20 protein-coding genes are annotated in these 21,525 nt (G+C 35.3%); 4 read left to right on the forward strand and 16 right to left on the reverse strand.

Features of this window, described 5'->3' with window-relative positions; translation table 11 throughout:
* Positions 1-95 precede the first annotated feature (95 nt).
* Together ABS911_RS01160 and ABS911_RS01165 are read right to left on the reverse strand one after the other, a co-directional pair.
* Positions 96-653, reverse strand: a complete 558-nt coding sequence (locus ABS911_RS01160) for a DUF2179 domain-containing protein (RefSeq protein WP_035023684.1) — start codon at positions 651-653, stop codon at positions 96-98.
* 168 nt (positions 654-821) lie between these two features.
* Positions 822-1,397, reverse strand: coding sequence for a xanthine phosphoribosyltransferase (locus ABS911_RS01165; RefSeq protein ID WP_350465892.1), 576 nt, complete (start codon positions 1,395-1,397; stop codon positions 822-824).
* Positions 1,398-1,716: 319 nt separating this feature from the next.
* On the opposite strand from ABS911_RS01165, the gene ABS911_RS01170 reads away from it, so the two are divergent.
* Complete coding sequence (locus tag ABS911_RS01170; protein ID WP_350465893.1) at positions 1,717-2,379, forward strand: hypothetical protein; 663 nt, start codon at positions 1,717-1,719, stop codon at positions 2,377-2,379.
* Positions 2,380-3,037: 658 nt separating this feature from the next.
* On the opposite strand, the gene ABS911_RS01175 is transcribed toward ABS911_RS01170, so the two are convergent.
* From ABS911_RS01175 to ABS911_RS01195, 5 genes are all read right to left on the reverse strand, one after another.
* Positions 3,038-4,384: a hemolysin family protein gene (locus ABS911_RS01175; protein ID WP_350465894.1), complete on the reverse strand. Its 1,347-nt coding sequence runs from the start codon at positions 4,382-4,384 to the stop codon at positions 3,038-3,040.
* Between the two features lie 91 nt (positions 4,385-4,475).
* Positions 4,476-6,521, reverse strand: a complete 2,046-nt coding sequence (gene pbp4, locus ABS911_RS01180) for a penicillin-binding protein PBP4(5) (protein ID WP_350465895.1) — start codon at positions 6,519-6,521, stop codon at positions 4,476-4,478.
* 20 nt (positions 6,522-6,541) lie between these two features.
* Entirely contained in the window at positions 6,542-7,255 is a 714-nt protein-coding gene (locus ABS911_RS01185) for a beta/alpha barrel domain-containing protein (protein WP_350465896.1), read from the reverse strand.
* 146 nt (positions 7,256-7,401) lie between these two features.
* A complete protein-coding gene (locus ABS911_RS01190) occupies positions 7,402-8,040 on the reverse strand; it encodes a glycoside hydrolase family 73 protein (protein ID WP_350465897.1) in 639 nt (212 codons plus the stop codon).
* A 42-nt stretch (positions 8,041-8,082) separates the two neighbouring features.
* A complete protein-coding gene (locus ABS911_RS01195; protein ID WP_350465898.1) occupies positions 8,083-8,874 on the reverse strand; it encodes a M15 family metallopeptidase in 792 nt (263 codons plus the stop codon).
* Positions 8,875-9,020: 146 nt separating this feature from the next.
* Between ABS911_RS01195 and ABS911_RS01200 the strand changes: the two genes are divergently transcribed.
* On the forward strand, positions 9,021-10,034 hold the full coding sequence (locus ABS911_RS01200; protein ID WP_350465899.1) for a PTS sugar transporter subunit IIC: 1,014 nt from the start codon (positions 9,021-9,023) through the stop codon (positions 10,032-10,034).
* 108 nt (positions 10,035-10,142) lie between these two features.
* Here ABS911_RS01200 and ABS911_RS01205 read toward each other — a convergent pair whose 3' ends face one another.
* The gene (locus tag ABS911_RS01205; protein WP_350465900.1) at positions 10,143-10,598 is read right to left on the reverse strand and encodes a VOC family protein; all 456 of its coding nucleotides are present in this window, start codon (positions 10,596-10,598) and stop codon (positions 10,143-10,145) included.
* A gap of 178 nt (positions 10,599-10,776) precedes the next feature.
* On the reverse strand, positions 10,777-11,295 hold the full coding sequence (locus tag ABS911_RS01210; protein WP_350465901.1) for a hypothetical protein: 519 nt from the start codon (positions 11,293-11,295) through the stop codon (positions 10,777-10,779).
* A gap of 206 nt (positions 11,296-11,501) precedes the next feature.
* On the opposite strand from ABS911_RS01210, the gene ABS911_RS01215 reads away from it, so the two are divergent.
* Both ABS911_RS01215 and ABS911_RS01220 read left to right on the forward strand, forming a co-directional pair.
* Complete coding sequence (locus tag ABS911_RS01215; protein ID WP_350465902.1) at positions 11,502-12,470, forward strand: Gfo/Idh/MocA family protein; 969 nt, start codon at positions 11,502-11,504, stop codon at positions 12,468-12,470.
* Positions 12,471-12,623: 153 nt separating this feature from the next.
* Positions 12,624-13,082, forward strand: coding sequence for a hypothetical protein (locus ABS911_RS01220; RefSeq protein ID WP_350465903.1), 459 nt, complete (start codon positions 12,624-12,626; stop codon positions 13,080-13,082).
* Between the two features lie 78 nt (positions 13,083-13,160).
* On the opposite strand, the gene ABS911_RS01225 is transcribed toward ABS911_RS01220, so the two are convergent.
* The 7 genes from ABS911_RS01225 to ABS911_RS01255 form a co-directional block, all read right to left on the reverse strand.
* Positions 13,161-14,138 carry a DUF1002 domain-containing protein gene (locus ABS911_RS01225; protein WP_350465904.1) on the reverse strand — a complete coding sequence of 326 codons (978 nt, stop codon included), beginning with the start codon at positions 14,136-14,138 and terminating at the stop codon, positions 13,161-13,163.
* A 519-nt stretch (positions 14,139-14,657) separates the two neighbouring features.
* A complete protein-coding gene (locus tag ABS911_RS01230) occupies positions 14,658-14,957 on the reverse strand; it encodes a GGDEF domain-containing protein (RefSeq protein WP_350465905.1) in 300 nt (99 codons plus the stop codon).
* Positions 14,932-16,335 carry a glycosyltransferase family 2 protein gene (locus ABS911_RS01235; protein ID WP_350465906.1) on the reverse strand — a complete coding sequence of 468 codons (1,404 nt, stop codon included), beginning with the start codon at positions 16,333-16,335 and terminating at the stop codon, positions 14,932-14,934. The genes ABS911_RS01230 and ABS911_RS01235 overlap by 26 nt, the downstream gene beginning before the upstream one ends.
* Complete coding sequence (locus ABS911_RS01240) at positions 16,332-17,372, reverse strand: HEAT repeat domain-containing protein (protein WP_350465907.1); 1,041 nt, start codon at positions 17,370-17,372, stop codon at positions 16,332-16,334. The genes ABS911_RS01235 and ABS911_RS01240 overlap by 4 nt, the downstream gene beginning before the upstream one ends.
* A gap of 46 nt (positions 17,373-17,418) precedes the next feature.
* The gene (locus ABS911_RS01245; RefSeq protein WP_350465924.1) at positions 17,419-18,447 is read right to left on the reverse strand and encodes a bifunctional diguanylate cyclase/phosphohydrolase; all 1,029 of its coding nucleotides are present in this window, start codon (positions 18,445-18,447) and stop codon (positions 17,419-17,421) included.
* Positions 18,444-19,232 (reverse strand): PAS domain-containing protein, encoded by a 789-nt coding sequence (locus tag ABS911_RS01250; RefSeq protein ID WP_350465908.1) that lies wholly within the window; start codon positions 19,230-19,232, stop codon positions 18,444-18,446. Before ABS911_RS01250 ends, ABS911_RS01245 begins: the two co-directional genes overlap by 4 nt.
* A gap of 87 nt (positions 19,233-19,319) precedes the next feature.
* Positions 19,320-21,467, reverse strand: a complete 2,148-nt coding sequence (locus ABS911_RS01255; protein ID WP_350465909.1) for a family 2 glycosyl transferase — start codon at positions 21,465-21,467, stop codon at positions 19,320-19,322.
* Between the last annotated feature and the right edge of the window lie 58 nt (positions 21,468-21,525).

Here is a 21,525-nt window from a genome sequence, read left to right on the forward strand (position 1 = left end):
GTTCCTAGTTTATCAGTTATTTTGCTATCTGTCATTGACAACCTTTGAAAAACTGATCCTCTGTTCAGTAAACATTTTAATATAACTTGTTGCTTTTATTTATTCTCTTCATTTCTAATTTCCTTACGGCGTTTTTTTACTTTTTTGGTCCAAAATCCACCGTTGATATACTTAGGTTCATAAGAGATAATAAACGTTTTAGGTTCAATTTCGCTGATTTGTTTATACAGTTTGCGTTCTGTTTTTCTAGGTGTCAAGATTTCTAAGACCATTCGATCTCCTTCACGACCAAATGCAAGACTTGTTGTCACACCGTATCCTAAATTACGTAATTCTTCAGGCATTTTGGTTTCTAAATCTGGAACAATTGCGGTAACCATAATATAGCCAAGAGCTAAAAATTCCTCAATCTTAATTCCAAGAGCAATACCGACTCCGTATCCTAAAGCATAAACAGCCAGATTAAGATAATTATCTAAACTGTCCAACACTAATCCTAAACCGACAACATAAATCGTCACCTCAACCATTGAAACGAGTGAGGCTGCTAAGCGATAGCTTTTCATGGTTAACATAAAACGGATCGTGTTCAAAGAGATGTAAACAACGTTAATAACAAATATTAATAGTAAAAAAGATAAATCTACTTCCATTTTTTTCACTCCTGACTAATTGGTAAAAATTTTATTCTTCTCTAAGATTATCAAAATCCCTTTAAATAGCAAGGAAAACAACTATAAATCAAGTACTTAAACAAAGGAACTGAACTAAAAGCTATTCTTTAGCTTTTAGTTCAGTTCCTTCTTATTCATAAGGTCAATTTATTCCTCTACAAATTTTACTTGTCCTTCTTCAAAAGCACGAATGCGTGCTAATGAGTAAACATCATAATTTTCTTCTTCAAGCAATTGACGGCCAATCTGAAAGGATTTCTCAATCACAATACCAATGCCAACAACTGTCGCTTGTGCTTCTTGACATAATTTTATTAATCCTTTAGCTGCTTGCCCATTAGCTAAAAAGTCATCAATCAATAATATGCGATCTGTTTTTTCTAGAAATTTTTTAGAAATAACGATCGTACTCGTTGATTTTTTAGTAAATGAATAAACATCTGTAGAATACAAATCATCTGTTAACGTTAAACTTTTTTGCTTACGTGCAAACACCACTGGAACTCCTAAAGCCAATCCTGCGAATACAGCAGGTGCAATACCTGAGGATTCAATCGTTACTATTCTTGTGACTCCTTTATTCGCATAATGTTTAGCAAATTCATTTCCTATAGATTGCATAAGTTTAGGATCAATTTGATGATTTAAAAAGTTATCTACTTTTAAAACTTCTCCTCCTAAAACATTCCCATCTCTTAAAATACGTTCTTCTAATTCTTTCATGAGGCCCAGCCTTTCTTTTCGTTAATAGTTTTAGAGTAGAATAAAAAAAGCTTTCTCGTTGCTTATGAGTTCATAAGCGTTGAAAAAGACTCGAAATAGTCATCCATTCACATTGAATATACGCTTTTTAACGTAAAAGGTCAATCATTTTTATATCCAATTAGATGCACAGGTATAAAAAACGAACAATTTTCTCGTTCAATCATTATACGATTCGTTATTTAATAGTCGTTTTTACTGTAAGCTCATAAATTAAGCTAGAATTTGTAAAGAGATTGTTATACTATTAAACTAAAGCAATTTAAGAAAGGAGTTTGGCATGGGTAATAAAAGTTTACTAGAACTTATTAAACAATATTGGTATCTAGGTATTTTATTTGTCATTCTAATTGTAGTGCTCGTTATTGGAACAAACCAAGAAAAACCATGGTCAGAGAGCCTTGCGATAACTGAAACAGCATCATCTAATTCAGAAGAAGCTGAGTCTGCTGTTGTGGAATCTGAGGTTAGTTCTACTGTATCTGAAGATAAGAATAATGTTTTTCGAAAAGAATCGAAACTATTTTTCCTAAGTGACCATCAGTCGGACATTGAAGAAATGGAAGAATCTGTTGAAAGCGAACCAGAAGAAGTCGAAGTGGAAGAAGACGAAGATTCCAGTGTTGAGTATGAAAGTATTGAACCAACTGAATCAAGTAGCTACACCCCTACATATTCAAATAACAAAAGCACACCTAAAAGTTCAGGTTCGTCATCCAATAACAGCTCGTCTAAACCAAATACTCCTAAACAACCTGTTAAAAATCCAGTACCTGGGACAGATGAATCAGAGCCTGTTCAAGAATCAAATCCAGAACCTGTAGAAACACCAGAACCTGAACCAGAAACACCGGAAGACTCTTCTTCTGCTCCAGAAATAATTGAGTCAGAACCACCAGCAGATAAAATTCCTTCAATTGACTCTTCCATTAGTGAAGAATAGAAAATACTCTTTACCACACAAAAAGTACATTATCATTTAGACAATGTACTTTTTGTTTGTTTTCAATTAAGAACACATATGTCACTCTTAGAGAGAAAATGTTGCCTTGACAGCTTCTACTCGACATTCCTAGTCCATTTTCATCAGCAAATATCCATTAGACCGCTCCTACTCGACATTCTTAGTCTATTTCCATCAACAAATATTCACTAGACTGCTTCTACTCGTCATTCTTAGCCCATCTTCATCACCAAATATCAACTAGAACGCCTCTACTCGTCATTCTTAGTCTATTTCCATCAACAAATATCAACTAGACTGCTTCTATTCGACATTCTTAACCCATTCCAATCAGCAAATATCAACTAGACCACCTCTACTTGACATTCTCAGCCCTTTTCCATTAGCAAATATTCACTAGACCGCTCCTACCCGACATTCTTAGCCTATTTCCATCAACAAATATCAACTAGAACGCCTCTACTCGTCATTCTTACCTATTTCACCTAGCAAGTACAAATTAGGTGAAATTTCTGTAACAAAATGTGTTTAATATAGAAAATTTTTCGGTAACGAAAAATCACTAATCATTAATCTGTACAATTATAGATGTGCGACAAAAAAACCTCCAGAAGGCTGCCCATCCTGGAGGTCAAATTTAATCTTCTAATACTTCATTTTCTTCTTCATCATCAACGGTGTTTAATCGTTCTACATAAAGACTCACTAATCGTGAACCTTCTACTTTATTGGCTTTTAACAAGTAATTTTCATACTCCACATTGGCGTTATCATCTGGTTGAGGAATATTTCCGTATTGGGTGATGAAATAGCCGGCAATAGAATCCACATCGTTTGATTCTATTTCTGTTCCAAAGAACTCATTAAATTTTGACAATTGAGTGGAACCATCTACTAAATAAATACTTTCGGATACTTGTTCGATCATGTTATACGTTTCATCGTATTCATCATCGATATCCCCTACTATTTCTTCGAGTAAATCTTCTAACGTCACAATACCAACAACTCCGCCGTATTCATCATTTAATACTGCAAGTTGATTACGTGTACGTCTTAGTTCATACAGCAAATCATCAATATGAATGGTTTCTGGAACAAATAAAGCTGGATTTAAAATATCTTTTAAGTCAATATCATCGATTTTAGTTGTTCGAGAAGCTTTCAACAAATTCTTCACATGGATGATCCCAATAATGCTGTCCTTGTCTTCGATATAAACAGGTACACGAGAATAGGGAATATCTAATAATTGAGGAATGTTTACTTCACTTCCATCTTTATAATCAATCATAAATGTATCGGTACGTGGAACCATGATTTCTCTAGCCATTTTAGTATCCATGGATAAGATTCCTTTTAACATAGTGAATTCATCTGGATCGATTGCTCCAGCTATTTGGCTATTTTCTAGGTAAGCTCGAAATTCATCACGTGTTAATTTTTCTTTTTCTTCTGTAAAGTCTATTGGTGTTAATTTCTTTAAAATATTTGTTGAAAAAGAAAGTAATCGTACAAAAGGTTTAGCGAATGTTTGTACTACTAGAATCGTACCAGAAGTAGCGCGAGCAACCTCTTCAGCTTTTTGTAGAGCTACTTGCTTTGGATATAATTCCCCAAATACAAGGGTTATATAAGATAGCACAATCGTCACGACAAATGTTGCTATTTGTGCCCCACCTGGAATAGTTGATAAATAGGGTTCGAGGCGCGTTGCAAAACTGGTTGCTGCTGATGCACTTGAAAAGAATCCCGCTAAGGTTATGGCTACTTGTATAGTAGCTAAGAAGTTATCTGAGTTGCTCAACAGCTTCAAGATATTCAAAGACTTCTTATCACCTTTAGCTGCCTTTTCTCTTATTTTTCCTTGATCTATCGAAACGAATGCCATTTCTGCTGATGCAAAAAATGCATTAACTGCTGTCAATATAACGATAATTAATATCTGTCCTATCAACGACTGACTATCGGGGTCTGAATTCATTTATCATTGTCTCCTTCAAATTTTTCTGTTTTTTAACAAAGTAGAAATAATATACCACTTTTTTCAACTAATTTCAACTGCTAGTCTTTTACTAGTAAGTGTCCATTTTTTCAAGCATTGGAAGCATTGCATCGATGACTGTTCCGCTTGATTTCCCTTCAATCATAGATACCATCAAGTAACTGCTGTTTTCAGCATCAAAGGCTAATAAGAAACCATTTGTTTCTGCATCTTCGCCTTCTGTTTCTGATTCTCTTGTTTCTGCTGTACCTGTTTTAGCTGCAGTTTTTTGGTCAATAACAGCTAGTTTATGAGAGGATCCATATTCTTTTTGTACTGTTTGAACTAAATCTTCTTTAATAATAGCCGCTGATTCTGGTGTAACAGCTTGTTTTGGCTCTGCTGTTTTTTGATCAGCTGTCAGTTTAGGGTACACAAGGTTTCCTTCATTTGCAAAAGGAGTATACGTTACCGCTTGTTGAATTAAATTAAGCAACAATTCCCCTTGCCCAAATGCTGTATCTGCTAAAATCCCTTCTGAATCCAGTGTGCCACTATTAGATATTTGTGCGGGATTCATTGCAATCGGTAATTTCAAATCTTCGTCAAAAATATAGTTAGCTAAGCCTGCTTCATAGACTTCTCTACCCATTTCCAATGCTTCTCGTGCAAAATAAATATTATCCGAATAAGCAAATGCATCTGCTAAATTCACACTTGGAGTATCCTTGACACGAGTTACTTTATAGTCGCCCCAAGAAGCATCTTTTTGCCAAGATAATCCGTCGATTTCCTGCGTCTCTTCTGGAATGATCGTTCCTGCATCTAAGCCTGTACCTGCTGTGACCACTTTAAAAGTTGATCCCGGTGCATATCCAGCAGCATAACGAGCTAGAAACGGACTCATTGGATCATCAGCATATGTTTGATAATCCTCTGAACTAATGCCACTTGACATCAAGTTTGCATCATAAGATGGTGTGCTAACTAAAACTAACAAACTGCCATCTGTTGGACTCATGAAAACAGCTGAGCCACTTTCACCTGACAATTGATCATAAGCTGCTTGCTGCATTTCGGCATCAATGGTCAAGGTAATGTCTTCACCATTTTGGACTTCAGTTTCTTGTAATACCGTTTTTAATTCGCTATCACTTGTTTGAATCTCTATGCGTCCACCTTTTTGTCCTCTTAACCGTTCATCGTAGGTGGCCTCTAAACCAGATTTTCCAATGCTGTCTCCAGTTCTTAGAGTGGGATCTTTTTCGATATCTTCTGCGGAAACTTCTCCAACATACCCGATTAAGTGAGCTGCTGCTTCATTTAAAGGATAAGTACGAGCAGTAATTTCTTGATACACTACTCCAGCAACTTGAGGCAATTCTGCATCTTTAACCATAGTTTTAAATGGAACAAAGCTATCAGGTGTTACCCATCCTTGTTTTAAAAGATTTTCCAATTCTTCTATTGTGATATCATATGTTCCAGCAATTTTTTCTAAATTTGTTGTTCTTTGATCTCCTTCTCCTAAAGTGGAAGGTTGCATCCCTGCTTGCCAAGAAGTACCTTCTGTTGCTAATGGAGAGCCGTCTTTATCTAAAAGATCTCCTCTTTCACCGACAGTTGTGGTGATAGAAATTTTGTCTGTTGGTTCCATATCGGGAAAAATAAGATGTGTATTCCAATCTACTTGATACTCATTTTCAGTTTGAGATAACGTTGTTTCATAGACCTTTTCATCTAATGATCCTAAAGCCGTCTCCATACTAACGGTATAAGATAATGTATATTGATCTGTTTCTTCATCTTGTGCAAGTTTCAAACCAGATACGGTTAACTCCGCTGCGCCTATACCGCCGTATACTGTTTCATAACGCTCAGCCATAGACTTTCTTGTATAATCAATTTCTTTCAATGATTCTTCTGAAACTACTTGGCTCATAGCTGCATAATCTTGTTTTTCTAAAGCCGCAATAAATGTATCTGCTGTTTTTTGAGCAGCTTTTTCATCTCTTGCTTCAGTCCAGGCTGCATACCCTATGATTCCTCCACCAATTACTGCAAGAAAAACAATTACGATACTCACTATCGCCCATAAAGGAAGTGTCTTGCTTTTTTTGTTGTTCCCATTTTTCATTTCTACACCAACCTTTTAATTTATTCTTTCTCTTCTAACTCTTGTTGCTGTTCATATTTGAGTTCTTCTTGTCCACGGTATTTCATCATTAATTCACTAAATAATTCTCCATTACTAGGTGGTGTGTATGTAATAGCATTCGCACCAGCAGCTATGGTTTCTTTAATACTTTCATCTGTAGGTCCGCCTGTAGCAATAATGGGTACCTTAGGAAATTTCTTGCGTATTTCTCGCACAATATGTGTTGTACGAGCTGCTCCGCTGACATTTAAAATATCAACTCCAGCATCCAATTTTTCTTGAATGTCCGTATACTCAGAGACAACTGTTGAAATAATCGGAATGTCTACTACTTGATTCACTTTCTGATACGTTTCTGTAGGAGTTGGAGAATTTAACACGACTCCAATACAGCCATGTGCTTCAGCAAATAAAGCAATGTTTGCCGAACGATGCCCGTTTGTAATGCCCCCACCTACTCCAGCTATAACCGGCATGCTTGCTACAGTTGTAATCCCTTGAATAATTGCCGGATGAGGTGAAAATGGATACACTGCAATGACCGCATCTGCATCGTTATTCATAATGATGGCGATATCGGTTGTAAAAATAAGCGACCGAAATCTTTTTCCGTTTATGATAATACCACTAGCTGTATCAATAATTTCTGGAACCGTAACGTAATGTTTTCTTAAATCAGTTGTAATGCTTGGTGACCCTTTTTTTTCTTCCATTTTTTCACCTCATTAGTTAGATTCATACTATTTATTTTAACGAATGTCTCCTCTAATTGCTATTATTCTGTAACTTTATAAAGCGATTTCTTTCTCTATAAGAGGAAAACTTGATTCATTCTACAGAAGGAATCAAGTCTGTCTTTTTAATCATACTGATTTAAGTTATATTGTTCGATCAGTCGAATCAGTTTTTCTGGGTAGTCTGGATCTGTAGCATAACCACTCTCTTGTAAAGCATAAGCAGCTTCTTTGTAATCTGCTGCGGTTAGAACTTTTGCATATTGATCCTCATTCCAAGTTGTTCCTTTAGTAAACAACTCAGAATGATCTTCCATAGACTCTTGCCAAGTTGCATACTTTCTGAAATCAGCTTTGATTTCAATCCATTCGCCATCTACATATTCTTTAGTTGTCATCGTTGCGGTCGGCTCTAAATCGCTGCCTTTGATTCCATAATAATTATTATTTTTAATTGAAAGTTCACTATTGCCCCAATCTGATTCAAGTATAGCTTGTGCAATACTGATACTCGGTAATACTCCATACTTCTCTTGCAGCACTTTAGAATAATCTGCAATTTGAACAATAAACTGTTCTTCATTTAGAGTCTCCTCTTGCGGCATGTGCACTTCTGAGATCTCTTGACTTAAGAAATAGAGTGTACCAAGGAAGATAAATACAAAAACAAAAAGAGTCATCAAGATATAGCTAGGAACGATTTTTTTGTTATTCTTGCGTTTAGTTGTTTTGTAGATTTTCTTTTTTTGCTTTTTAAGGGGCACAACTTTCTTCCTCTCATTTTAAAAAAATTCACGAAAATAAAGTTACTTTCCAGCTTCGTCTAATAAAACGATATACTCTTCTAAAGACAAATCATAATTCTTCATATAAGCTGCGTTCTCTTTTCCAACATAACGAAAATGCCATGACTCATATTCAATTCCTGTTTCTTCTTCTTTACCTTTAGGGAATCGAAGGACGAATCCATAATCAGCTGCATGTTCAACTAACCATTGTTGAGATTCTTGAGTATCAAATTCAGCAATCAATCCTTTTCCAGAATTTAACCACTCTGTATCCATTACATCAATTGCAAGGCCGGTATGATGTTCGCTGCCACCAGGAATAGCAATATAATCTTCTGTCAACTTAACGGCTTCTTCTTTGGAATACCCTTCGTCTACATACTTCTGGATGCTATTATTGTAGTTTGTCGTTTGTAGTTCAACAGAGCGATACGTTGACACAGCTATAATCTCGTGTCCTGCTTCTTTTCCAGCCTCAGTCATCGCAGTATAATCTTCAATAATTCGTTGGTCTACTAATAAGCCGTTTGGCAAAGCGCTTAAAGGTCTTTCAATAGATTCATCTATTGTCGTCCAATTATTGACTAATTCTAGATTCCAATCATCTGTTGAGACGTCTGGTAAAGCATCAAGCATTGCTTGATGTTCTGCTTCTTCTGCTAATTTTTGTTCTTCTTCCGGTGTTAAAGTGACACTCGAAGAACTAGTTTCTGCAGATTGACTAGATTGTTCGGATGTTTCTTGGTTGAATTGTTCACACCCTCCTAATATGCCTGTTGCTATCAGTAGTAGTGCTAAATTTTTCTTCATTTTTTAAAGACTCCAATCTACTTTTGCTTAATGTGATACATCAAAAACACACTATGATGTGAAGTTAGTGTACTTTTAATTTTACTACTTTATAATAACATTAATACCGATTAATTTTAACAGTAAATCTTTTTGGAGGACTACGAATGAAAAACGAAACTTTAACAGATCAACTTTACAAAGCTTCGCAAGGTATTGCTGCTGCTGTAGTGGTAACGTTAGGTATTGGACTGTTGATTCAAAGTATTGGAGAATTATTAGGCTTTTCCACACTCATCACGATCGGCGCTGTTACAAAAACTTTACTGATTCCTAGTTTAGGTATCGGAATTAGTTATTATTTAAAGACAGATATCCTCACACTACTGAGTGCAACTGCAGCCGGCGTTATTGGTGGGCGTGCATATACTTTTATAGATGGCGTACTTTCTTTAAAAAGCGGTGAACCAGTCGGCGCTTTAGTGGCAATTGGTATCGCTATTGTAATGGGTACTTTCTTATTTAACAAAACACGGTTTAATATGATACTGGTCCCTTTTGCAAGTATCTTGGTCAGTGGATTAGTGGGTTACTTTTTATCTGCCCCAATCGCCTATACACTGAATAACGTCTCTTTGCTGATTACTTCCTCTGTAGCTGGCTTTCCTCTTTTATCTTCAATGGTTCTAGGACTGATTTTCGGCCTACTTATTTTATCCCCTGCTTCTTCTGCAGCCATTGCACTCGCTTTGCAGTTGGATGGTCCTGCTGGAGCAGCTGCTTTAATTGGATGTAGCGTGCAATTCACAGTCTTTGCTTTCCTTAGCTTAAAAGATAATGATGCTGGGACATTTTTAGCCCAACTAATCATTACACCGAAACTTCAAACAGGAAATATTCTTAAACACCCTAAAGTGGCTTTATTCCCATTAATTCTCGGAACGCTTTTAGCTCCTGTGGGGGTTCTACTTTTTGGTCTGGAAGCTTCTGCTGAAATTGCGGGTATGGGTTTATGTGCATTAGTCGCCATTTTTGGAATTGCTTCTTCTCAAGGAATGGCTGCTACATTTTCTTATCTTTTCGTTGTTGTTGTTTTACCAGCTCTTTTAAGTCTGTTATTTAAACCATTTCTTATCAAATCAAAACTTCTAAAACCAAATGATTTAAAAATTACGATTTAATTAAAAGAAGAGGTTGGGATTTTTATCCCAACCTCTTCTTTATCTAATTTTCTAGCAGCTTTCACTTACTAGGCTTTTTTTATCCATAATATTTCTTTTTCAATCGGTTTATTCAGCTTTATCCATCATACCGGGCACAAAGGTCGAAATCTGCCATTCAACTCCAAACCGATCAACAACATCTCCATATAAAGGGCTCCAAAATGTTTCCTCGAGCGGCATCGATATTTTCCCATCTACTTTCAATTGGTCAAAGACCTCGCGAGTTTCCTCTGCTGTTTCATAAACTAAAGTAACAGATACGTTGTTACCTTGTTTATAACCGGATTCTCCTTCAAGCGGGTTATCAGAAAACATCAAATAGCTGCCATTTGTAAGCTGCAAGGTTGCATTCATCACTTTATTTTGAATTTCATCAGGCAGTACAGGGTTATCTGGGTGTGGTGGCATATCTTTGAATTTGCTCATATCTAAAATCTCTGCTTTAAAAACAGTTGCATAAAAGTTCAACGCCTCTTCTGCGTTACCATTAAATAACAAATACGGATAAGAATCAATTAACATGCGAAACCCTTCCTTCTTTATCTATTTGACAGCTTAAGAATAAAGTATTTTATTGCTACGGTCAAAAGAAAGCGTTTCAAAAATCAACAAATTCCTAAAACAGAGTATAAAAACTCAAGCTTATACCTGTTATATTTGAGTCTCTTTCAGGTCACTAAGCATCCTCTTTTTAGTTGAGCTACGCATCCTGAATATTTTGGTTGAACCATTCTAATAAATTTGGTTTATCGGTTTTTATTTGTTGTTGGATAACTCCAGGCAAACGTAATTCAATGATGTCTTTGTAACTCCAAAAATCGTACTCCACTTCAATTCTAAGAATAGTCGTATTCTGTTTTCGATGATGTTCAGTTAGTTGTTCTTCCGTTTCTTTTTTAAATTCGAGCTCAGCGATACCACTGTTTACCCACTTTTGTGCTACATGAAATTTAATAGCTAAATATTCATTAACTGGATTGGCTTTGACTTCTGGGAAAAATGTAGCATTTCGACAAACTTTTTGAACCAGCATCCATTCATAATCTGTAAATAGTCGTGAAATTTTATTCATATTTTCGGGTTTTAACCCTTGGTTGCCTTTCTTCCATCGATCCCAACTTTGTGGTGAAATGCCTAATTGTGACGTATAAAAAGCTTTTTCGCTAACAAACTGCTCCTTTATAGCTCTTAAAACAATTTCTACTAACGCTTCATGCATTTTAATCATTCCCCTTTCAGTTAATAAATCTATTCAATAAGTGCTACCCTTATTTTACACCTATTACGTTAACTTTCAAATTTGAATGCTTTAGTTTTATAGGTTTTTTATAAAAAGTAGTTCTGGCTACTTTATTCTTTCAATCCAGTGTTTTTCAATGGTAGAATAGAGTCACTACTGTTTAACTAAATTTTAGGAGGCTTTCTATGAAAAAATTAAATTGGGGAATTTTAGGTTTAGGTCAAATTGCAACTGAATTTGCGGAAGCGTTTGATGTTGAGAATGCCGTACTTTACGCTGCCGGTTCACGAAATGATGAAAAAGCAGCAGCATTTGCCCAAAAACATGCGATTGGAAAATCATATGGTTCGTATGATGCACTACTAGAAGATCCATCTATTGATGTGGTTTACATTGCTACACCACACAGCCATCATGCTGAATTGATTTTAAAAAGTTTAGAACACGGCAAGCATGTTTTATCAGAAAAAGCCATTACCATGAACAATGATCAACTAACTCAAGCTATGAAGTTAGCGAAAGAAAAAAAATTAGTATTAGCAGAAGCAATGGTCATTTACCATATGCCTCTTTACCATAAACTAAAAGAAATCGCTCAAAGCGGATCTCTTGGAAAGTTAAAGATGATCCAGGTTTCATTTGGAAGTTTAAAAGAAGAAGATCCAGCCAATCGTTTTTTCAATAAAGACCTTGCTGGAGGAGCTTTATTAGATATTGGAATTTATGCTCTATCATTTGCTCGCTTCTTCTTAACTAGTCAACCCAATGAAATTCATACAACAATGAATTTTTATGAAACAGGTGTGGATGAGCAGTCGGGTATCTTATTGAAAAATGATCAAAATGAACTGGCTGCTATTTCGCTTACCTTTAGAGCTAAAATGCCCAAAACAGGAATTGTTGCTTTTGAAAATGGTTTTATTACAGTCAATGATTTCCCTCGTGCAGATAAAGCAACATTAACTATGCCTGATGGTTCAGTGGAAACTGTTGAAGCTGGGGATACTAAGCAAGCTATGAATTATGAAATAGCGGATATTACCAACACGATTCTGTCAGATGGTCCAAATCCATCACTTGCTCTTACACATGATGTAATGGAAATTATGGATAAATTAAGAAAAGACTGGGGACTTCACTACGATTTCGAATAATGCTCTCTTTTATATAAAAAAGCCAATGACTTGTCCCACTTTACAAGGACAAATCATTGGCTTTAGCTTTCTTTAAAGTTTGCTTTATTAAGACCTATTTAAAAATTAAAGATAGAAATACAAGTAAGCAATTTTGTAAATTCAAGCCTTATTGTGTCTACTCAAACAGAAATCGACTCTGAGTTGATCGAATTAGACCTTATTGTGTCTACTCAAACAGAAATCAATTCTGAGTTGATCGAATTAGACCTTGTTGCGTCAACCCAAACAGAAACCGACTTTGAGTTGATCGAATTAGACCTTGTTGCGTCAACTCAAATAGAAATCGACCCTGAGTTAATCGAATTAAACCTTGTTGCGTCAACCCAAACAGAAACCGACTTTGAGTTGATCGAATTAGACCTTGTTGCGTCAACTCAAATAGAATTCGACTCTGAGTTGATCGAATTAGACCTTGTTGCGTCAACTCAAATAGAAATCGACCCTGAGTTGATCGAATTAACCCTTGTTGCATCAACTCAAATAGAAATTGACTCTGAGTTAGTTAAAAAACCTTATTGCGTCTACTCAAACGCAATAAGGTTTTTTGTTGGTCGAACTAAATATTGTTGAGATAGACGCACAAAGTTAAAGTGCATCATTATTTTTTAGCGACTATCTTTCTCTTAACGAACTCATTTAAAACAGATCTTAGTTAAACAACCCTACAATAGCATTCCATATTTGACTAAAGAAGTTTCCGACTTTGTCCACTAATCCGCTATCTTCAGCTTGTTTCAAAGCATCGCCAAATTTATCTTGGACTGTATTAGATAAGTTTTTTAATTGTTCTTTTACTTCTGCAGAATCAATGGCACTTGTTTGTTGGTATTTTTCAAATAAAGCCATTAACTGGTCGATTTGATCTTGTGTAACAGCATCTTGTAAATTATTTTTTTCTAACGCTTCATTAATGATGCGTTCAACATCTTCTTTTGTAGCTAGTTCGCCTTGCTGTTCTTTTAATTCAGCTAAACTTTGCTTGATGTCAATAATCGCTTGATCAAATTTTGCTGTATCAAATTCTTCATTTTCACTATTTTCTTGTGCGATTCCGTTGGTTGTTTCTAATTCATCTTGCGCAACTTCCATACGTTCTTGGTCTAATTCTTCTCCGTTAACGTCAAAAGCTTTGTAAATACCTGTTAAGGCGCTTTCTCCCGTAACCTTGCTGACACTTGCTACTTCGATTTTCACATCGTTTACTCCTGCCGTGATAGCTGCATTAGCGTATTGATCCTGTGTAATTTGGCTAATGTTTTCTGGAGTTACAATTTCAACATCCACACCTTCGCCAGCATCTTGCTTCTGTACTAATACGGATGAGATCATGCTAGATGTATTTCCCGAACCCTCACCTAAATAATTGATCAAGTCTTGACCTGTCACACTTCCGACAGCTACATTTTCCGGATTTTCAATTCCTAAAAGGTCTTCCGTTTCTGATATTTGATTTTCAGATAATCCACCGCCATAAATAAAAGTCGGTTTACCCCATTTTTCATCAACTACTGTCGTATCAATTCCATTTGTTGTTGCGCTAGCAGAATGCGGCATAATAACTAAAGAAGCTCCCAATAGACTCATTGATGCTAAAGCTGTTATCCCAATTTTTTTGAATTGTTTCATTTTAAAACCCTCCATCACAAATTTTTGCTTAATCTATTTATTGAATTTTATTCTTATAGTCAGTATACCTAATTCTTCTTAAGAAATATCTAAGCCTTTAGACCTAAATCAAGAAATAAAAAAATGATTTAGGAAAGTATCCTAAATCATCTTATTCCCAACAAATTATGTGCAAGCATTACCCCTCCAAAGCAATTTTATGAAATAAACGAAATAATTGCTGTTCAAAAAATTGTCAGGTTCATTTGCTTTATGTGATTACTATGTACCTTTAGGATAGCAAACTCTTTCAAAGTTGTCCAAACAAACTTTATTACTTTCTTAATTTTTTTTAAAAAAGCTGTCCAACCAGTTTTCAAAACGAATTATTCCTAAATTGAATTCAGTGATAAGTAGAATAAGACTAGTCTTTCTCATACCTATTCCAATTTAGATTTTACTTAGTCAAATTTCTGTCACTTTTCAAAAATTATTTTGAGGTAGCGGTTTTATTAAGTGTCTAAGTTTTCTATAGAACAGTTAAGCCATAATACAATTTTTACCTGCTTTTTTAGCTTGATACAATTTCATATCCGCTTGATTAATAAAATCACTCAAAATTTCATTGTCAAATTCTTTAATACCGCTACATACCGTTACTTTCTCTTCCCCTTTAAATTGATATTTTTCTACGGTTTTGCGCATTCTATCGATAATCGTTAGTGCTTCACTTGATGTTGTATCCGGTAGGACAACAATGAATTTTTTCCCGCCATACCGGCCGACAGAGTCCTTTTTCTTAAGTTTTTCCGCTTTATTGTTTTTTTGTTTTTGAATCAAAATTTTTGCGCTCGATCGTTCCCCATTGTTTACTGCCTTTACTGTAATTAAAGAATGCTTTTACTCTCCACCACACCGTTAGTTGACGGTAATAAAACTGTTCTAATATACTTACCACAAACAACAATAAGATATCTTTCAAATTGCCATAACGTTTATAAGAGATTTCTTCAAATAAAATAGCCGAATAAGAAAATAGAATTCCCATCAAACACGTTACCAAAAAGATAAGTGCCACAGTTGAAGAAAGAATATTCAAGTAAATGGCTAATGCCATTACAATATATCCGACCATTTCAATAACTGGCCCCAATAACTCTACTAAAAAGAAGTACGGCATAGAAGCTAGTCCGACAGATCCGTATTTAGGATTGCTTATCATTTTTCGATGTCTATTCAAAGAATCAAATAGCCCCCTATGCCATCTTATCCGCTGACTTTCCAATCCTTTATAGCTGTCAGGTGCTTGTGTCCAGCAAACTGCATCAGATGCAAAACCAATATGGTAAGGTTCACCGGTTTGGCGGAACTTTTCATGTAACCTTAAAATAAGCTCCATGTCTTCTCCAATCGTTCTCTCAAATCCTCCAACGTCTAATACGGCGGATTTTTTAAATAGGCCAAATGCACCTGAAATGATCATCAATGCGTTGTATCGCTGCCAACCAATACGACTAGTTAAAAAAGCTCGGAAATATTCAATAACTTGGAACCGTTCAATCATTTTTTGAGGAACATTAGTTTTAACAATCTGCCCATCTTTTATGTCACTACCATTTGCGATCCGAACCATTCCGCCTACTGCAATCGTTTCTTCGTGTTTAAGAAATGGCGAAACGATTCGCAATAAAGCATCTTTTTCAATGATACAATCTGCATCAATCGCACAAAACAATGGATACACTGACACATTAATACCAGCATTTAATGCGTCAGCTTTGCCACCATTTTCTTTATCTAATAAAATCAAATCTGAATAGGTATGGGATTTATAAGCTTGTCTGATAGGAGTTGTTTCAATTTTCATATCGCTATCTAGTTCCACAGGATATAAATCAAAAAATTGAATTAGCTTATCCATCGTCTGATCTGTTGATCCGTCATTAACGACGATTACTTCAAACTCTGGGTAATCTAACTGCATAAAAGAGTGAACACTGTCCACAATTGTTTGTTCTTCATTATAAGCAGGTACTAAAATAGAAATCGGTTTAGTATAATGACTGACACTTGTAATATTTGTTTGAATAATTCCAACAAATTCTCTTAAACGTTTCCAAGATACAACGATAAGAATAAGATACAAGGCTGTAACTGTTATGGAATAGCCTAAGATAAACAAGCTGTAAAAGTAAATGAATTTTTCTATCAGTATCACTTAGTTTCACTCCTTTTTGTTTGTAGTTGTGTCAGTTGATCAGCATTTTCCAATACCTCATTTTTTGAATCAATCATGCCATTATCTGGATAACGTTTTTTCAAGCTGTTCATAGCATTATGGCGTACCCACCAGTTTTCGTCCTTTAGCATATCATTTAATAATTTTTGTTCACCATGTGCATTTAATAAAGAAAGGTTTTTTGATACCACTGCCCGTACTTGCCAATCGGTTTCTTTTAAATATAATTCTTGGAAAAAGGGAAAGTAAAATTCATTTTCGCTTGCAGCCAATGCATGAATGGCGGCTATCCGTACTTCTTTTGATCCTTCTAAATAAGGCAAGAGTTGGTTTGCCAATAAAGAATCTTGTTTCTTTAGACGATTCTTTAAAACCAATAATAAGATAACTTTGTCTTTGTCCAACATAACCTTTTTTAAGAAATGAAGAATAGTTTTAACATCCATATGCAGATGGTTTAACATATCAACTATACGGTCTCTCATAATAGATGATTTTAATAAAGATTCGATGTAAATCGGAAGCTCCTTTTCTGACAAAGGCAACAATGAAAGAGCATAAAAAGAATTATATCCAATTTCATAATTCTTACTTGTTGTCCCCTTCATTAAAATAGAGAATGCTTTATGAAGACGGAGCTGACTAAACAGTTGTATATGCCGTAAAGATAACTTTTTTGAAGCATCTTTTATTAATTCATCCAAAAAACCTAACTGTTCTAGTGTCCACAAACTATTCTTAACTGTCTCAGGTTTTTGGGCATAGCTCATAAGCAAATTAAAGACTGCTCTTCGTTCTACCTTAGTTTTAAAAGAGATTAATCTTTCCGTCAGCTGACTTGGATCCTTGATTTCTTCTTTTATAATTGGTTTGATTTGTTGGTGAGCTTTTTGATAGCTTTTTTTATTTAAACGATTCTTTTGATTAATAATAACCGTAAAAAGAACAATGAATAGGTTGATGCTGACTAAACTAATGATTCCCACCCAGGCAATATTAGCCAGTAAATTGTTCATAGTATCTCTCCTGTCTTCTGACCTTTGCCACAACTTTCATGAAACTTTATTCTTCTAAACTTTTTAAGAAATATCCGACAATTTCAGGATCAAATTGGGTTCCTGAATTTTTTTTCACTTCAGTAATAGCTTCTTCTTGGGACATAGCTTTACGATAAGGACGATCTTGTGTCATTGCATCATAAGCATCCACTACTGAAATAATGCGCGACAATAATGGAATAGCGTATCTCGTTAATCCATCTGGATAGCCATTTCCATCTGAACGCTCATGATGATGCAAAATAGGCAAAGCGATGTCATCTAGCCCCTGAATGGACTTAACAATTTGATACCCAATAAACGAATGCTTTTTCATTTCAGCCATTTCTACATCCGTCAGCTTGCCTAGTTTATTCAAAATGGCATCATCAACATCAATTTTCCCTACATCATGCAGTTCTGCCAATAAAGCTAACTCATCCATTTGATAAGATGACAATTTCATAACTTTTCCAACTTTTCTTGATAAGGTAACGAGTCTTTCAGCATGTTCCTCAGTAAACTGACTTCTAGCTAACAAAGTTGTTTTAATAGAAGTTAAAAGAGCATTTCGCATGCTATCCTGGTTGAGCATCTTTTGTTTATCCATATAGTCTTGAGCATTGTTGATCACTTTTTGAATGTCCATATTTACGTTGTACTTTGTCTCATACCCAAATGCAAGATTGATCGCTGCTTGATCTTTATTTAATTGGTTATTGTGCTTCTTAATCGCATCCTGAATCCTTTGAACGTACCAAAAATCCTGCATATTGTCAGTATTTGGCAATAAAATGCTGAATTCATCTTCGCCATAACGAGCAAGATGTGCATTTTTTGGAATATTTTCACTAAGAACTCTTGTCACTGCTTTTAAGAGTTGATCTCCTTCATGATGACCATATTGCTGATTGATTCTTTTTAGCCCATTGATGTCTCCCATAAGGATAGACAAGGGTAGATATTTTTCACTATCATAAGTAAATTTCAACTTTTCAAACTTTATGTGATTGAATAATCCCGTTAACGGATCATGAAACGTTAAGTGATTTATTTCTGCTTGCTTTTTTTTCTTTCTGTAATATCAAAAAAAGTTAATATTCCTCCAAGTAAGGTTCCATTACTTATTTTTGGTGTTACAAAATATTCCACTGGAAATAGAGTTCCATCCATTCGTGTAAAATAGGCCTGATCTGAGTGACTTTTCTGTTTTTTATTCAGGTTTTCGAGAATATCCTGCGTAACGGTTGTTTCTTCTTGTGATAAGGCTTCTTTGGTCAAATGATCAAATATTTGTTGACCAACCAGCTCTGATTCTTCCTTGATTCCTAATATTTCCATACAACTATGGTTCAAGAACGTACATTGTCCTTTCAAATCTATCCCACAAATCGCTTCTTCTGTTGAATCCAGTATCAAGCTCAGTTGATTTTCTGTTTGTTTCAAATCTTCTTGTGCACTGTATTTCTGTAATACTTCAGTGGTTGATCCTGCATAAGCTATAGCAGCATGTTCTTTTTCAAACGAAAAAATTTGGACGCGGTAAAACTGATGTGTCACTTCAGAATAGTAGTCCATCTTATCATGTCCTTGTTTTTTTTCTGCTTTTCCACCGGCTTTTAACCATCGTAATGTTTTCAAGACTTTTGGTTCAAAAATTTCTGATACTTTTTTTCCTACTAAATCCTCTTTTTTCATCCCAATTAAACATTCATATGCAGGGTTTATATCTTTATAGATCCCATCTATAACCTTGTCATTACTATCTCTAATCAATTTAAAGTAAACAAAAGCATTTGGACTTGCATGAACTATATCTGCATAAAAAGATGGTTTCATCATTGTTCTCCCCTTATACTTCACTTGATTCTTTGTGAAGGTGTCGTAAAAATATCCCCGTACTTTTTTGACAATTATTTCCTAAACTTATTTATCATATTCTAGAAAAGCTTCTTTCAACAAGTAATACGATGGTTTTAATCGTTCGTGATATGTTGGCAGCTCCCACGATTCCCAAGAATAAGGTTCCAACATTAATTCACTAGACTCAGTATATCCTTTTTTTACTAAAGCTGCTCCTAAATAAATATTTTCTACACCCACTGCTTCAACGCCTTCATTTTGATACAAATCCCCTATAATTTGTTTCGTCGAAGGATCCATGACATTTAATAACTGCCATGGCAAAGCAATTTCAACGATACCATCTTTTACTGCAAAATCGGTTAATGAGTTATACTCTTCATGTTCCGGATTTCCATCTCCTAATACCAAAATTCCCGTTTCATAATTTGAAAAAGGAATAACATCTTTTGTTTGAGGCAATGTTAATTCTGATGACAGAGCATGATACATAGGATTAAATAACCCTGAATTCTTTACTGTGTAATCTGGTTGTTTCTCGATCAATCCCAATTGTTCTGCATATTGGTAATAATAAGAGTCATAATACGCATCTACCATAATAGAGGATTCCGTTGCTCCGTTTATTTTTACCAGAAAATCAGCTGGTCTAGAAAACGCCAATGAACCATCTACTGTTTCACTATTTCCTTGATCCTCTTTTACATCAATAGCAATAAATAATTGATCTGCTTCAAAATTAAACTCTTTCGATTCTACTTTTATATAAAGGTATTTTTCATCTGATTTTACTGAAATAGTCGTTTCTTCATTTTTCGACAGCTGATCTTTTTCACTCCAGTCAGAATCATCTCCATCAACGTAAACTACGCTTTTTTCTTCTCCTGGATCAAAAGCAAGCAGCCCAAAATGTTGCTCATTAGTCTGAGTATTTGACCAAAATGGACGGCGATCTGGCAAATCAAAATCCATTGTGTTCCAAGTTCGTTTAAACCATTCATCTTGCCACGTAAATACCAGCCCTCCAAAATAGCCTTCATCATGAATATCTTGCATCATATCTATTAGCATTTTTCCTTGATCAGATTCTTCGATACCGCCTTGATTAAATCCAGAATACAGACTTTCATGGGCTTTTCCACGTGAAGCTGGTATTCCAAATTCAGCCACCATAACCGGTACAGTATGTTCCTTTATTAGATCTCTTAAGTAAGCTTTATAAGTATTGACGCTACCGTCTTCATTTTTCACTTCAGTATACTCAGGCTGATAGTTCAGAAATTCAGGGTAATAAGGATAGACGTGATAAGAAGCAAACAATCCCGTTTCTAATTGATCTGTGCTTTTTATATGCTCTGTATTTACGACTGCCATATCTTCTTTCTTATCCGGTTCATTAGGATGATCTAGCATATCGGTCGTTAACCAGTTAGTATAACTCAGTGGCCGAATAGTCTGGTACTCTTGAGCTTCGTAAGATAAAATAGCATCTCCGGCTTCCGCTAAAAACACTTCAAACGGTGAAGCCCCTTCTGTATATAGGTAATCTCCTTCAAAAGCAGTCTTTTCCGGGTTCGCTTCATTTGTTCCGTTGACAAAATACGGATCCCATTCCACGCCTAATATCCAACCTATAACATATTGAGAAATATCTTTTGTGTATTCTCCATCAGCATAACCGGCTCTTTTGGGTAAGGTTGCTTGACCGTGTAAGACATCCACTATCTCTGTAGCATCCTCTATGAAGTCTCTTTTTATTTTTTCATCTTCTGCATAGGCATTGTTCAATTCTGCAATATCTGCTTCATTCAGGTATACACCGTGCATTATGTATATCGGGTCTTTATTATTCAAGTTAAACTCATACAAAGCCTCATAAAAAGCCGGCTTTAAAGTTGTATATACCCGGATAATATCCGCATTCATGTCTTTGATTTGTTGAAACCAGCGTAAGTATTCCTCTTTTGTAATGGCTACTTCGCCTGGAAATGTCCTAGGTTTTGCAGCTCCCATATTGACACCCGTTAAGAATTTTGTGACCCATTGTCCCTCTTCATAGACATAAAATTCTTTTCCTTCAATTTTTGCTACATAAGAAAGGCCACTTTCAGATTTATATTCTTTTTCTTCAGTTTTATTCATAAAAAGAATACCTCCTACAACGCTTAATAGAACAACTGCTAATCCACCTATCAGCCATCTTTTTTTCATCTTTTTATCCCCTTTAGTCATTTCCCCATTTAATTTACTAGTATTTGCTATGTTTTCA

It is taken from the genome of Carnobacterium sp., assembly GCF_040274425.1.